At 63.8% G+C, this 14,927-nt stretch carries 11 protein-coding genes; 4 read left to right on the plus strand and 7 right to left on the minus strand.

Features of this window, described 5'->3' with window-relative positions; translation table 11 throughout:
- Nucleotides 1–148 precede the first annotated feature (148 nt).
- Together fghA and OA56_RS06415 are read right to left on the minus strand one after the other, a co-directional pair.
- The gene (fghA, locus tag OA56_RS06410; RefSeq protein WP_461584139.1) at nt 149–1,012 is read right to left on the minus strand and encodes an S-formylglutathione hydrolase; all 864 of its coding nucleotides are present in this window, start codon (nt 1,010–1,012) and stop codon (nt 149–151) included.
- A 23-nt stretch (nt 1,013–1,035) separates the two neighbouring features.
- The gene (locus tag OA56_RS06415) at nt 1,036–2,145 is read right to left on the minus strand and encodes an S-(hydroxymethyl)glutathione dehydrogenase/class III alcohol dehydrogenase (protein ID WP_141056338.1); all 1,110 of its coding nucleotides are present in this window, start codon (nt 2,143–2,145) and stop codon (nt 1,036–1,038) included.
- Nucleotides 2,146–2,311: 166 nt separating this feature from the next.
- Between OA56_RS06415 and OA56_RS06420 the strand changes: the two genes are divergently transcribed.
- Nucleotides 2,312–3,220 carry a LysR family transcriptional regulator gene (locus OA56_RS06420; RefSeq protein ID WP_461584142.1) on the plus strand — a complete coding sequence of 303 codons (909 nt, stop codon included), beginning with the start codon at nt 2,312–2,314 and terminating at the stop codon, nt 3,218–3,220.
- 95 nt (nt 3,221–3,315) lie between these two features.
- Here OA56_RS06420 and OA56_RS06425 read toward each other — a convergent pair whose 3' ends face one another.
- The 5 genes from OA56_RS06425 to OA56_RS06445 form a co-directional block, all read right to left on the minus strand.
- Nucleotides 3,316–5,325 carry a sigma-54-dependent Fis family transcriptional regulator gene (locus tag OA56_RS06425; protein WP_461584144.1) on the minus strand — a complete coding sequence of 670 codons (2,010 nt, stop codon included), beginning with the start codon at nt 5,323–5,325 and terminating at the stop codon, nt 3,316–3,318.
- A 148-nt stretch (nt 5,326–5,473) separates the two neighbouring features.
- Nucleotides 5,474–7,438 (minus strand): AMP-binding protein, encoded by a 1,965-nt coding sequence (locus OA56_RS06430; protein WP_461584146.1) that lies wholly within the window; start codon nt 7,436–7,438, stop codon nt 5,474–5,476.
- A gap of 69 nt (nt 7,439–7,507) precedes the next feature.
- A complete protein-coding gene (locus OA56_RS06435; protein ID WP_461584148.1) occupies nt 7,508–8,020 on the minus strand; it encodes an acetone carboxylase subunit gamma in 513 nt (170 codons plus the stop codon).
- A 56-nt stretch (nt 8,021–8,076) separates the two neighbouring features.
- Nucleotides 8,077–10,401, minus strand: a complete 2,325-nt coding sequence (locus tag OA56_RS06440; protein WP_461584150.1) for a hydantoinase B/oxoprolinase family protein — start codon at nt 10,399–10,401, stop codon at nt 8,077–8,079.
- A 13-nt stretch (nt 10,402–10,414) separates the two neighbouring features.
- Nucleotides 10,415–12,586, minus strand: a complete 2,172-nt coding sequence (locus OA56_RS06445; protein WP_141056333.1) for a hydantoinase/oxoprolinase family protein — start codon at nt 12,584–12,586, stop codon at nt 10,415–10,417.
- A gap of 272 nt (nt 12,587–12,858) precedes the next feature.
- On the opposite strand from OA56_RS06445, the gene OA56_RS06450 reads away from it, so the two are divergent.
- The 3 genes from OA56_RS06450 to OA56_RS06460 all read left to right on the plus strand — a co-directional run bounded on the left by OA56_RS06450 (nt 12,859) and on the right by OA56_RS06460 (nt 14,922).
- The gene (locus OA56_RS06450) at nt 12,859–14,055 is read left to right on the plus strand and encodes an MFS transporter (protein ID WP_461584152.1); all 1,197 of its coding nucleotides are present in this window, start codon (nt 12,859–12,861) and stop codon (nt 14,053–14,055) included.
- A gap of 83 nt (nt 14,056–14,138) precedes the next feature.
- The gene (locus OA56_RS06455) at nt 14,139–14,423 is read left to right on the plus strand and encodes a CRISPR-associated endonuclease Cas2 (protein WP_055424241.1); all 285 of its coding nucleotides are present in this window, start codon (nt 14,139–14,141) and stop codon (nt 14,421–14,423) included.
- Between the two features lie 10 nt (nt 14,424–14,433).
- Nucleotides 14,434–14,922 carry a CRISPR-associated endonuclease Cas1 gene (locus OA56_RS06460; protein WP_461584155.1) on the plus strand — a complete coding sequence of 163 codons (489 nt, stop codon included), beginning with the start codon at nt 14,434–14,436 and terminating at the stop codon, nt 14,920–14,922.
- The last annotated feature ends 5 nt before the right edge of the window (nt 14,923–14,927 follow it).

The raw sequence follows: 14,927 nt of genomic DNA on the forward strand, positions 1-14,927 counted from the left end.
AGGCGTAGGTAAAATAGCCCGGCGAACGCCTCGTGTTTCGAGGACGCTCGCCGGGCCGATCAGAAAAAAACCGAGCTAGACAAGACGCACAGGCTGTGCGCCTAGCATCGTTTCGGTCTCGGAAGATGCCTTTGGCAGCTAATATGCTTTATAAATAATCTCCAAGAAGGGCCTGTGCATGATGACGGAGGTGATCGTCGATGAAAGTAGCCACGAAGTAATAGCCGTGATCGTAGCCGGGGTGACGCCGTAGCTGCAGCGGATGCCCGACTGCGGCACAGGCGGCTTCGAGCGCTTCCGGATGAAGCTGTTCGGCGAGGAATTCGTCCGCTGCCCCTTGATCGACGAGCAGAGGCAGGCGTTCCTCGGCCTGGGCGATGAGCGCGCAGGCGTCCCATTGCCGCCAGCGTTGGGGATCGTCTCCGAGGTAGGCGCGAAACGCTTTCTGCCCCCAAGGACAACGGCTGGGGTTGGCGATGGGAGCAAACGCCGAGACCGAGGCGTAGCGGCCAGGATTTTTCAGGGCACAGACGAGCGCGCCGTGCCCGCCCATGGAATGCCCGCTCACGGCACGGCGATCGGTCACCGGCAGGTGGGCCTCGACCAGGGCCGGCAGTTCATGTACCACGTAATCATACATTCGGTAATGAGCCGACCAGGGCGCTTCGGTGGCATTGACGTAGAAACCTGCGCCGGAGCCCAAATCGTAGCTGTCGTGCTCGCCGGGCAGATGGGTGCCGCGCGGGCTCGTGTCCGGACAGACGAGGGCGAGCCCCAAGCGCGCGGCCAGCCGCTGTGCCCCGGCTTTCTGCATGAAGTTTTCGTCCGTGCAGGTCAGACCCGAGAGCCAGTAGAGCACCGGCACGGGGGCGTGTTCGGCTCGAGGCGGCAGATACACGCCGAAGACCATGTCGGTGCCGGTGCTTTCGGAGGCGTGGCGGTAGCGGCGTACCCAGCCGTCGAAACAGCGGTATTGGGCGATCAAGGTCGGTGCAGTGCGCGAAGGGCTCATGGTCGTGTCTTCCGGAACGCTCTTCAGTATAGGATCACCGAACGGATGCTCTTGCCTTCGTGCATCAAGTCGAAGGCCCGGTTGATCTCTTCCAGCCCCATCGTGTGGGTGATGAAGGGATCGATCTCGATCTTGCCGTTCATGTAGTCCTCGACGTAGCCCGGCAGCTGGCTGCGTCCCTTGACGCCGCCGAAGGCCGAACCTTTCCAGACGCGTCCGGTGACGAGCATGAAGGGGCGGGTGGAGATCTCTTCGCCAGCGCCGGCCACGCCGATGATGGTGGAGACGCCCCAGCCCTTGTGACAGCATTCGAGCGCCTGGCGCATGACGTGGACGTTGCCGATACACTCGAAGGAGTAATCCACGCCGCCGTCGGTCAGATCGACGATGACTTGTTGGATGGGGTCGGTGTAATCGCGCGGGTTGATGAAATCGGTGGCGCCGAAACGGCGGGCCATGTCGAATTTCTCGGGGTTGACGTCGATGGCGAGAATGCGGCTCGCTCCGGCGATACGTGCTCCTTGAATCACGGAAAGCCCGATGCCGCCCAGGCCGAATACTGCCACCGTGGCGCCGGGTTCGACTTTGGCGGTGTTGAGCACGGCGCCGATGCCCGTGGTGATGCCGCAGCCGAGCAGGCAGACTTTCTCGAGCGGCGCATCGATGTCGATCTTGGCGAGTGCGATTTCCGGCACCACGGTGTATTCCGAAAAAGTCGAGGTTCCCATGTAGTGATAGATCGGCTGGCCGCCGAGGGAGAAACGGGTGGTGCCGTCGGGCATCAGCCCCTTGCCCTGGGTGGCGCGGATCGCCTGGCACAGGTTGGTCTTGCCGGAGCGGCAGAACTTGCACTGGCCGCACTCGGGGGTATAGAGGGGAATGACGTGATCGCCCGGTTTGACCGAGGTCACTCCTGGTCCGACTTCTTCCACGATACCGGCGCCTTCATGGCCCAGGATGGTCGGGAACACGCCTTCGGGATCGGCGCCAGAGAGGGTGTAGGCATCGGTGTGGCACACGCCGGTGGCGACGATGCGCACCAGCGCTTCGCCTGCCTTCGGGCCTTGTACGTCCACTTCTTCGATCGACAGCGGGGCGCCTGCTTTCCAGGCGACGGCAGCACGGGATTTCATCGTAGGAAACTCCTTCGGAAAGGTAGCCGCACTCGGCTGCGGCATGGGAAGTCGTGCGTCTCAGTCTACGCTGTTTCGTCTCCTCCTTTTTTACCGGATGAGAAAGGATCGTTGTCATCATGCAATAATCACGACGTCTTTTACTGAGAAATGGTCGAGGCCGAACATGCGGCGTTGGGATGAGGTCGAGGCGTTCGTCGAAGTGGTGAGGCGAGGAGGCTTCAGCGCTGCGGCCGAGCGTCTAGGGGTGTCGGTGTCGCACGTCAGCCGCGGCGTTTCCGAACTCGAACGACGCTTGGGACTCCCTTTATTACATCGCACCACGCGCAGCGTGCGCCTCACCGAAGCGGGACAAGCCTATTACGAACGCTGCAGCAGAGCGCTCGATGAATTCCATGCCGCCGAGGCGCTCCTCGTGCAGGAGCAGCATGAACCCCGGGGAACGCTCAGGATCACCTGTGCCACGACCTTCGGCGAGCGCTTCATCGCGCCTTTGCTCAACGAGCTTTTGCTGCGCCATCCTCATTTGGGGCTCGAACTGACGCTCACCAACGAGCAGGTCGACGTGGTGGGCGAGGGCTATGATCTGGCGGTTCGCATGGGGAACCTCAAGGCACCCTCCTCTTTGCTCGCCCGGCGCCTGTGTGACCGGCGCGAGTACGTCTGCGCCAGTCCCGAGTATCTCGGCCGCCGGGGCGTTCCTCGCACCCTGGAAGATCTGAAGCAGCACGATTGCTTGCTCGGCACCCACCCCATATGGACGTTCAGCGAAGGGGGGAAAGTGCGGGAGGTACGCCCCGAAGGGCGCTGGCGTGCCAACTCCGGAGCTGCTTTGCTCGATGCCGTTCGCAAAGGGCTGGGAGTCGCTCGCCTGCCCGATTATTACGTCGAGGAGGCGATCGCTCGCGGGGAGCTGGTATCGCTCCTCGAGCGTTATCGCCACCCCTTCACCGGTGTGTGGTTGGTCTACCCTGCCGGCCGGCAGCGCTCACACAAACTGCAGCTGGTATGTGATTTTCTCGTCGAACGGTTTTCCGACCAGCCACCCTGGCGCGAGCACGTACCCAGTCGGTAGCCCTGCGCCGATTCTACTTCAACGAAGCAGCGAATCCGTGAGGCGCTCACCCCCCACCGGTTCGACAGCAGCCGGAACCTGACCGGCGGCGTGGTTCAACCCTTGCTGCGCCTTTTTATGATATTATCATCAAGTCCATAACGTCTGAGCTTTTCGTACAAAGTGCTTTTGGCAATCTTCAAATCGGCCGCCGCCCGCGTCAGATTGCCGCCATGGACGGCTATGGCGCGCATGATGGCGCTCTTTTCCGCCCCCACGAGGGTGATCGCCCCGTCCAAGGAGTGATTCCCTTCTTTGATAAAGAGGGTTTTCTCCTCGGATGGCATGCCTTCGCCGAGGATCTCCGGCGGCAGATCACCTCTCTCGATGGAATCCCCCTCGCTCATCAGCAAGGCGCTCTCGATGACGTTGCGCAATTCCCGGACGTTGCCCGGCCAAGCGTATCGCTGCAGGCAGGCGAGCGCCTCATCACTCAAGGGTTTGGCGGGAAGGCCGTGCCGAGCGGCAAAATGGGCAACGAAATGTGCGGAGAGTACCGCCACGTCCCCCTGTCGCTCGCGCAAGGGAGGAATCATGAGCGTGGTCACCGCGATGCGATAGAAGAGATCCATACGGAATCGCCCCTCCTCCACCTCACGGCGCAGATCGCGGTGGGTGGCGGCGATCAGGCGAAAGTCGACCTTGCGCGGGGTGTTTTCACCGAGTCGATAGATCTCGCCGCGCTCGAGCACCCGCAACAAATGCGGCTGCAGATCGAGCGGCATCTCGCCGATCTCATCGAGGAAGAGCGTGCCGCCGTGGGCCGCCTCGAGCTTGCCGGCCATGCCGCCACGCCGTGCCCCCGTAAACGCGCCTTCGGCGTAGCCGAAGAGCTCACTGGCGAGCAGCTCGCGCGACAGGCCGCCACAGTTGAGTGCGACGTAAGGGCCGCCGGCGTGCGGCCCGGCGCGGTGGATGCCTTGGGCGAACTCTTCCTTGCCCGCCCCCGTCTCCCCCAACAAGAGAATCGGGACTTTCGCCCGAGCCAGGCGATCGGTCTTGCGGATCAAAGCCTGCATCGTCGGATCGGCGGTAACGATGCCGGCAAAGGCATGAGGCACGCTCTCGTTGGCAACGTAATGACGCTCGCTGGCGCCGCGCGCCGCCCGGCCTACCCGCGGCAAGGGCAAATGCACCACGGCACCGAGACGCTCACCGTGATCCACGATCGCCTCCAGCCATTCCGGACGCAACCACGATGGCACGGCCGGCGTATCCTGCGCCGGATTCATAGGACCGACGAGCCGGGAAGGACGGGAAAAATCGATCATTCCCCCCAAGGCTTCGATCGCCGCCCGGGCGTTTTCGCTTGCCCAGATGGGGTAGCCCCGTCGATCGACGACGAGCATGCCATCACTGCGGCTGCGGGATCGCGCCACCTCGAGCAAGCGATAGCGCAGTTCCATCTCTTGCATCGTGATGCGACTCTCGATGCGCTGCGCCGCGGTAACCACCAAGGCCAGGCTCTGGCGACTGAAGGAGCGGGACAGGCCGGAGACGTCGAGCACACCCAAGATCTCGCCGTCGTGCGGATGGCGGATTGCCGTCGCCGCGCAGCTCCAGCGCTTGATGCCGGCGCAGTAATGCTCCGCCGAGTGGATCTGCACCGGCTGCGCCAGCACCAGAGCCGTGCCGATGGCATTCGTCCCACATACATCCTCGCCCCAGGCTGCGCCCGGCTGAAGGTGGATGGTTTTAGCGGCATCGAGCGTCGGTGCATCCCCCTCCATCGTCAGGATCATGCAGGAGGGGTTGGTGAGCAACATCACGGTACCGGTCTCGCGGAGGAAATCCCGGGCACAGGCCATCACCGGCGCACTCGCCTGCAGCAAGTCGCGATACCCTGCCTTGATCTCCTCCAAGGAAGAGTCGGCGATCGGTGGGGGTGCGGCCGCCTGGCGCGGGTCGACGGCGAGGCGCTGACTCCTTTCCCACGAGCGCGCCACCAGTTCTCTCAGTGAAAACACGGGCTCGCGCTCGCCGGCGAGGAAACGCTCCCACGCCGTCATCACCGCCCGCTCTTTTTCCGGCTCGGGAAAAGCATCCCCGGGTAATCGAGCGTCCATCTCTACCCTCTCCTCATGTGTTCGGCGAAATGGCGTCGACGACGTTTTCCGCTCTTTTTGTGAACACAAAAAATCCCTATGGCCACATAAGCTTACACCGTTTTTCGGTAAAAGCAACGGTGGCCATGGGTAAAAGGGAGGAAACGGATCAGGATGCGCTGCGGCAGGATCGGATCGCCTCGATCGCCGAGGCGTCTTCGAGCGAACTGAGGTCTCCCAGAGGTTGGTCGAGATAGGCGGCGCGCACGAGGCGGCGAAGGATTTTGCCGTTGCGCGTCTTCGGCAAGACGGGCACCCGATGGATGCGCTTGGGCGCGAGCGCCTTGCCAAGAACCTCGGCCACATGGGCGATCAGCTCCTGCTCGAGTTCCACCCAGGGGCGTGGGGCCGCCGTGGGACGCAAGGTGACGAAGCACACCGCCACTTCGCCTTTGAGGGGGTCGGGTACGCCAATGGCGACCGCCTCGGCCACCCAGGGATGCGCAACGAGAGCCGACTCGTATTCGGCCGGACCGACGCGCTTTCCCGCCACCTTGAGCGTATCGTCGCTGCGACCCTGGATGAACCAGTGCCCGTCGGCGTCTACGGCCACCCAATCGCCGTGCACCCACACGTTCGGGAAACGTGACCAGTAGGTCGAGAGATAGCGCTCATCGTCGCGCCAGAAGCCCCTCGTCATCCCTGGCCAGGGCGCGCGCAGTACCAATTCCCCGACTTCCCCCGGCCGATCGAGCAAGGAACGTCCATCTACATCGACCACGTCAGCCACCATCCCAGGAATCGGACCGGCGAAACCACAGGGTTTTTGCGGCAAACCGACGAAGCAAGAGAGGATGCCGCCGCCGATCTCGGTGCCGCCGGAATAGTTGATGATCGGACGGCGCTTCTCGCCCACCGTCTCGTAGAGCCAGCGCCAGGGGGTCTCGTTCCAGGGCTCACCAGTGGAGCCGAACACGCGCAGCGTCTCCAGCATCCCTGCTTGGGGCAGAGCCTCGTCCCCCGCAGCCATCAGCAGGCGCGCCAGCGTCGGCGCGAAACCCAGGTGCGTCAGGCGGTGCCGCTCGACCAGCGACCACAATCGCCGCCGGTCGGGATGATCCGGAACCCCCTCGAACAAGGCGATGGTGGCACCGCGCATCCAACCGCCATAGACGAGCCAAGGACCCATCATCCATCCCATGTCGGTGACCCAGAGGATGCGATCGCGGGGCTTGAGATCGAAGGCCACGGCCAGATCTTGGGCCGCCTTGAGGGCAAAGCCGATCTGGGTGTGCACCACGCCCTTGGGTTTGCCGGTGGTCCCCGAGGTATAGAGGATCATCGACGGCGTCTCGGCGGGGAAAACGGTGGGATCCTCGTGCCGCGCACCAGCGACAAGAAGGGCGGCGTAGTCGTGTTCCTGCCAATGCGCGCCTGCCGAAGGCGCTCCACGCAAAGCACCGAGCCGGCCGACGACGAGCAGATGCCGCACCGAGGGGGAGCGCTCCAAGGCGGCGCGCGCTTCCTCGAGCATCGGCACCGCCTTGCCGCGGCGCAAGAACCCGTCGGCACACACCAGCACCTTGGCTTCGCCATCGTTGAGGCGATTCGCCACCGCCTCGGCGCCGTAGCCGGAGAAGAACGGCATCGCGATCGCCCCGAGCCGTACCGTCGCGAGCATCACGAGGGCGGTCTCGGGCAGCATGGGCAGGAAAACGCCGATCCGGTCTCCCTGCTCCACCCCCAAGCCCCGAAGCACGGAGGCGAGCCGCCGCGCTTCGTCGTCCACTTCCCTCCAGCTCAGACTGCGCACGGTGCCATCGTCCCCCTCCCACAGCAGGGCGTCCTCTTCGGGCAGTTCGCGCGCGCGCCGCCCGACGAGATGATCGTAGAAATCCCATTGGCCGCCGACGAACCACTTCGGCCACATGATGCCGCGCGAGACGTCGAGCACCTCGGTGTAGGGCTGCGCCCAACGGATCTCGAGCGCCTCGGCCGTCTCGCCCCAGAAACGGGCCGGCTCGCGTGCGGCAGCCTCGCGCAGCTCGCCGAGATCGGCGCAACCGTAGCGCTGAAGAAAACCGGCCAGCCAAGTCTGGGCGAACGGGGTTCCCGTCGCCAGTTCGATCGCCATCGTCCCCCTCCCTTTCTTGTTCGGGTCGGCGCACGCGGCATTGCACCGCGCACGCCTTTCCCTTGCATCTCAGGCGGCCGCCCGCTCCGGCACCGGCAGCCCCAGCCATTCTTTATAGAACGCCTCGATGTCCGGCTCGAAGTCATGGATCACCGGATACCACGGCGTAGGCGCCTCCACGTCGTGCAGCGTGCCGCACTCGGGGCAGTAGTACTCGCGATACACTTGCCAGGCCGGGTCCGGCGCCATCAGCTTGGGATAGATCTCGGTGAGTGCCTCTTCCGTGTCGCGCACGTAGATGACGGCGTGCATCTTCCAGTTCTGTCGGTAGTCGCAGAATTCATGGCCGCAGTCGCACTTGATCACCCAGCGCTTGTCTGCGGCGGTCTGCACGATGTAGAGATGCGGTCCCAGCGGGAGGATGATCTTGTCTTTCCAGCCGAGCCGCTCCTGCAGCACACCGACGTAGAGCTCGAAGCGCTCCGGGTCCTTGGGCATCGCCAGCATACGGAAGACCGTGTCCCAATCCAGCCGGCCGTCGATGAGTTTCTCGATCTGCTCTTTCGTGTAAGTCGTTGCCATCGTTCGTCTCCTCGTTCCTCATTGCGGCGGGGGGGGATTCCCCGCCGTCGTCTTGCTCATTCTTCCACTAGAACCACCGGATGCACGTCGGGCAGCTTGCTGAGGTCCATCCGGTAACGGGAACCGTAGGATGGCACCCCTAGTTCATCCTCGGTGAGTTCCCAATCGGCCGGGAGATCCCAGAATTTCTTGAATTCAGCGTAGAACTTCTTCGACAGTCCGAAGCTCGTCGCGTACATGTGGCGCACCGGCAGGCTCGCGTGCTTGGTGACGATGCGCTCGCGCTCGTCTCGCATCCACGTTTTCACCGGCACGGCGCGGCGCAGGCGCTCCCTGCGGATCTCGGCGCGGCGGGTCTTCGTCTTCTCGGCGTCGACTGACCACACGCCTTTTTCGTTTTGCAGCAATACCGCACCATAGACTTTGCGCGCATATTCCGGCAGCAAAAACCCATGATTGAGATCGTTGGCGATCGCCGCAGGGTCGCGATCGAGCGGATCGCCGAAGCCAGGACCACCTCGCAGATAGTTGAGGTAGAGGTCGTAGTCCTCGAAGCATTTCTCGGTGGTCATCGCCTGCTTGTCTCGCTTGACGCGGGCGGTGGCGTCGATGTGCTTCTCGTACTCGTAAGCGCTCGGGTTGAGGTCGGCCCCCAGCGGCAGCGAGTCATTGGTCATGATCCGGTCCTTGAGCCCGGTCTTGTGCGCTTCGAATCGGTAGCCGGTCGCCGAGGGGTAGCCGCCCATCAGGCCCCAGTCACTGTTCATGTAGCCGTTGCCCATGAAATACATGGTCCAGTCCTTGGCCTTCCAGACCATGCGCAGCGTCTCGAAGCCGCAACCACCGCGGTATTTGCCGTAGCCGCCGGAGTTGGCCTTGACGTTGCGCCCGAGATAGAGGAGCGGCTCGGCCATCTCCCAGATCTCGATGTCGCCCATGTCGCCTTCGGGGTTCCAGATCGCCGCGGCGTGGTTGAGCCCGTCCTTGATCGCGCAGGCGCCGGTGCCGCAAGCGGCCGACTCGAAGCTATTGACCGCGTGCACCTCCCCTTCTTGGTTGATCCCACCACCTTGCAGCCAGTTGGCGGTGTTGGCGTTGCCAGAGTTGACTTCCTCCAGATAGCCCCGGCTGAAGTAGCCGTGCGACAGCGCCCGCCACAGCGCGCTCCAGCCCGAGACGAGGAAGTGCCAGGCGTAGGCGTGGCCCGTGCGCCGATCGTCCGGGTTCATCCACGTTCCCTTAGGCAAACGGAACTCGGTACCGTAATAGGCGCCGTCGTTGATGCGCTGCGTCGGCACCAGCGTCTGGGTCATCATCACCCAGATGCCGCTGGTGAAGGCAACCTGGTTGGCGTTGTAGCTATGCCAGCCCCAGCGGCTCGCCCCTTCGAAATCGAGTTTCCACGATCCGTCGGCACGCACCGTCATCTCGCACGGCGAATGCATGATGGTATCGATTTTTGCATACTCGGAAGGGGTTTGGACGTCGGGATGCGCATAGGGGACGTCGACGAAGGCCACGGTGCGGTACTTGCCGGGGATGGTCATCGCCTTGATGCGGTTCTGCAGACCTCGCCGCCCCTCTTCGATGACTTCATACGAGAACTGCTCGTAGGCATCCAGTCCCTCTTCCTCGATCACTTCTTCCACGAGTGCCCGCACCATGTGGCAGCCGGCGATGCGGGTGCGCTCATCGAGGATCCAGTACTTCGGCGTGCGGATCGAGCGCTGGCTCTCGTGCAGCCAGTCGCGCAGCGGTACGTCGTTGACGCCGGTCTTGCGGCAAGTGGCCATGTAGCCATCGCCGAAGCGCGACACCTGCCCCGTCGACATCGATCCGGGGGAGATCGACCCTGTGTCGATCACGTGCGTCACGCCGCCCACCCAACCCACGAGTTTGCCGTGCGCGAAAATCGGTACGATGGTGGCGATGTCGCAAGGGTGCACGTTGCCGATGGCGCAGTCGTTGTTGGTGAACATATCGCCCGGATTGATGCCCGGGTTGCTCTCCCAGTCGTTCTCGATCATGTATTTGATCGCTGCGCCCATGGTGCCGACGTGGATGATGATGCCGGTGGAGGTGAGCACGCAGTCGCCGGCCGGGTTGTAGAGGGTGAAGCACAGTTCCCCTTCCTGCTCGACGATGGGGCTTGCGGCGATCTTCTTCGCCGTCTCGCGGGCATGCACCAAGCCGCCGCGCAGTTTGGAGAAGAGCTTTTCATAGCGGATCGGGTCGCTCTCGCGCAGCTCGAGCTTCTTGAGGCCGTTGTAATGGCCACTCTTGGCGGTACGCTCGAGAATGCCGTCGCGGAACTGCTTCAAGGTCATGCCGTTGCCTAGCAAGCTGCCGGCCCGGGTCGCGTTCGGGTTCATGATGTTCATGGATGTCTCCTCCTCAGATTTCTTTCAGATGGAACAGGCGGTGCTTGTCGAGCCGCACTTCAAACCCAGTTGGAACGACCAGGGTGGTGGCATCCGACTCGATGATGGCCGGCCCGGTGATACGGTTTCCGGGCTTGAGCGCTTCCATCTTCCAGATCGTCGCCTCGGCCCACTTGTGGTGACGATAAAATGGGCGCGTACCGAGTTTCGCTTCCGCCGCCGGATTCGGACCGCCATCTGGGTCTTCGGGAAGCACGGGTTTTTGCGTCGCCACGTAGCCGCGCATGATGGCGCCGGTGACCGAGAAGCCGAGCTCGGGCGAGCGGGCCGAATGGGAATACACCCGCCCGTACGTGTTCTCGAACGCCTCCACCATCTTGTCCCAATCCTGCTCCGTGCGGGCCTGCGCCACGGGAGACTCGATCTCCAGGTCGTTCAACTGCCCCATGTACTGCATGCGGAAGCCAGGGCGCAGCATCACATCCTCGGGCTTGAAGCCGTTGATGACGAATTCCTCGACGACCTTGGCGGCCAGTTCCTGCCAGGCGTCCATCAGCACGGCGCAGGCGGCCACCTTGTCGGTGTCGCTCGCATGCTGGGGCAAGGCCAGATCGACGCTCTTGTCGTAGCGGTATTCGAAGTCGGCGCAGGCGCAGCCGAAGGCGGAAAACCCTGCCGCCCAGGCCGGAATGATGACGTCGCGGAATCCCGCTCCCTGCGTATAGCCATAGGTGTGCACGGGCCCCGCGCCGCCGTAGGAGAAGCAGACGAAGTCGGTAGCGCTGTAGCCCTTGCCGCTGATGGTCGCGCGCAGGTAGTCCCGCAGGTGCAGGTCGAGCAATTCGATGACGCCGGCGGCGGCGTCTTCCACGCTCAGTCCCAAGGGGTCGGCGATCTGCGCCTTGAGATGCTGGCGCGCGCGCTCCACGTCGAGCTTGATCGCCCCGCCGAGGAAGTTGTTCGGGTTGAGATACCCCAGCACGACGTGGCAATCCGACACGGTGACGGTATCGAGCCCGCTCTCCGGCCAGCAGGTCCCCACCCGGTAACCGGCGCTGTCGGGTCCGAGCTTGATGCCGCCGCTATAGGGGTCGATGCGCACGAAGGAACCGGCCCCGGCCCCGACCGAGTCCATCGACACGAGCGGCAGCGAGAGCACGAGCCTCGCCATGTCCGGGTCGGAGGCGATGGCGAAGTTACCCTTGGTGATGAGCGCCATGTCGAAGCTGGTGCCGCCGATGTCACTGCAGGCGATGTTGTCGTAGCCCAGTTTCTCGCCGAGGAGTTTCGAGCCGATGACCCCTCCGATCGGCCCGGAAACGATGGTGCGGGCGAGCTCTTTCGCTTTCCAGCTGATCGTGCCGCCGTGGGTAGCCATCACGCGCAGGTCGAACTTGGCGCCGTGTTTCTTGAAGCGGTCGTTGACTTTCTTCAGCGTCTGGCGCGAGGGTTCGGCGGCGTAGGCTTCGAGCACCGTGGTGTTGGTGCGGTGGCTCTCCTTGCGCGAGGGGTAGTAATCGACCGAGGCGAAGACCGGGATCTTTGCTCCAAGCCGATCGAGTTCTTCGAGGCAGATATCGCGCGCACGCCGTTCGTTGGTCGCGTTCTTGTGCGATTGCAGCAGCGAGATGACGATCGCCTTGGAACCGGCGTCGACCAGTTCCCGCACCGCCTGGCGAACTTCGTTCTCGCGCAAGGGCACCACGATCTCGCCTTGCACGTCGGTGCGTTCGGTGACGCCCCGGGTGCGCGACAGCGGCACGAGCGGTTCGTCGTAGCGGTGGGTGTTGAGATGGATGCGCTCCTCCAGGGCATAGCCGAGATAAGACTGGATCGCTCGCCCCATCGAATGCACGTGCTCGAAGCCCTTGTTGCAGATGAGCCCCACTTCAAGCCCTTTGCGCTGCACCACGCGGTTGAGCATCGCCGTGCCGGAATACACGCCCGTGACGAGTTCGGGATAGACGTCGTCGACGGTGCGGTTCCAGTGTGCGAGCGCGTCCTGCGACGAGTTATAGATGGCAAGCGACTCGTCTTCGGGATTGCTCTGCGCCTTGCCGACGACGAAGCGGCCATCCTCGCGGACGAAAAAGGTGTCGGTCATCGTGCCGCCGGCGTCGATTCCCATCACCTGGACTTTGGAAGTCTGCCCCCCGGCTCGAGAGGTCTGCTGTCCGGTCTCCATAGGTGTCTCCTCCTTGTTTGACGAACGGCATTCGCGAATGAACGCCTGGTTTCTTGTATGCAAGCTCCGTGCCACATTTGAAATGACGCACTGCAACAATGAGTTCAACCAGAATATAGGCTAATTCAACTATTAGTTTCTTGCATCACAGCACAAGGCAACGATTCCTGGTCGTCCGAAAATCGAACGGTTCATCCGTGAATCGAACGACGCCGTTCGAAAGAAGCGTTCGAGATGCCTTATCATCGATAAAAAGGACGGAGTTCCCTCCCATGCCCTTGTCTGATCCTGCCCCCCGTGGTGGCCTGCGCGCGTTGCCTTTGAGCGTGTGGGGCCTGGCGCTGACCTCGCTCTTCATGGACATCTCCTCGGAGATGATCCACAGCCTGTTGCCGCTCTTTCTCTCGGGCGTGCTGGGGGCCTCGATGGCCACGATCGGGCTCATCGAGGGTCTGGCGGAAGCCACGGTGGCCTTCACCAAGGTCTTCTCCGGAGCACTGTCGGACTTTCTGCACCGGCGCAAGGCCATCGTGGTGACCGGCTATGCGCTCTCGGCCTTCACCAAGCCGCTCTTCCCGCTCGCCGCCTCGGTCTCGTGGGTGCTGGCGGCGCGGCTGCTCGACCGTTTCGGCAAAGGGATCCGCGAAGCCCCGCGCGACGCGCTCATCGCCGACGTCACGCCCGACGAGCTGCGCGGCGCGGCCTACGGTTTGCGCCAGGCGCTCGATTCGGTGGGCGCCTTCGTCGGACCGCTCCTTGCCTTCGCCCTCATGGCCTGGTTTGCCGGTGACATTCGGCTGGTGTTCTGGGTGGCGGCACTGCCGGCGATCCTGGCCGTACTCGCGCTCGTGCGGCTCGTGCCCGAACCGCCCCGCGCCACCGCGCCCGCCGTGCGCGAGACCTTCTCCTGGCGGCAGGTCCTCTCCCTGCCGCGCGCCTATTGGGCGATCGTGGGCCTTGGCGTGCTCTTCACGCTGGCGCGCTACAGCGAAGCCTTCCTGCTGCTGCGCGCGCACGACGTGGGGCTGGCCACGGAAGCAGTGCCGCTGGTGATGATCGCCATGAACGTGGCCTACGCCGCGCTCGCCTACCCGGCCGGCACCGCGGCCGACCGGATCGGTCCACAGCGCCTGCTCCTTGCCGGCATCGCCGCCCTCGTCCTTGCCGATCTGCTGCTGGCGGCAGCAAGCGGCCCGACGGCGGTCTTCCTTGCCGCCGTGCTCTGGGGCTTGCATCTGGCCGCCACGCAAGGCATCTTCGCCAAGATGATCGCGCACGCCGCCCAGGCCGAACTGCGCGGCACGGCCTTCGGCCTGTTCCACCTGCTCAGCGGCCTCGCGCTGCTCGCCGCCAGCAGCCTCGCCGGCTGGCTGTGGAGCGTCTGGAGCGCCGAAGCCGCGTTTCTCGCGGCGGCGCTCCTTGCCGCGATCGCCGCAGCGGCTTTGACGAGGTACGAAAAAACACCGTAATCCACTGACCGAAAAAATTTTCCATCGCTTGCGACAAGCTTGTCATTGTCCTTGCCGCCCTATCGATGCGCCATACTGTGCGCATGAACGGACGGCACCTCTTTCTCATCGGTTACGACATCAGCGACCCAGCCCGGCTGGTGAAGGCACTCAAGCTCGTGCGCTGCCACGCGCTTGGCGGGCAAAAGTCCTTCTACGAATGCTGGCTCACCACCCAGGAGTTGCAGCAGACCCGCAACGCCCTGAACCGCCTCATCGACCCTGAAACCGACCGCGTCGTCTTCATCCTGCTCAACGCCGGAACCGAGTCCCTACGCCTGGGAAGCGCCACGCCGATCGACCACGGCGACTACTTCCTCGTCACATGAGCACACCCCCATGACCACCCTCTACCTCGACCGCAGCGGAACCCTCCTCGAAGCCTCGGGCGAAGTCCTCGGTCTGCGCGACGCCGCCGGCCGGCTCGAACGGCGCATTCCCATCAAGTTCCTCGAACGGGTCATCATCCGCGCACGCTGCCACCTCGACAGCAGCACGCTTGCCTGCCTCTCGGCACACGAAGTCCCGGTGCTCATCCTCGACGGCCGTGCCGGACGGCGGCTTTCCCACTGGGTCGGCGCTCCGCACAACGACGCCCGCCGTCGCTGGGGGCAACTCCTCACCCTCGCCACCCCCTCGTCTGCCGCCACGCTCGCACGCGCCTTCGTGCATGCCAAGATCCGCCGCCAGCGCCGCACGCTCATTTCCATCGGCGCTGCCCGGCCCGACCTGCGCAAGCCCCTGTGGGATGCCTGCCAGACGCTGCAGGCCATCGAGCAGCGCCTGCGCAACGACCCCGCCCTGGGTTGTGTACCATCCTTTCTGTAAATTCC

It is taken from the genome of Tepidiphilus sp. HLB4, from assembly GCF_054823945.1.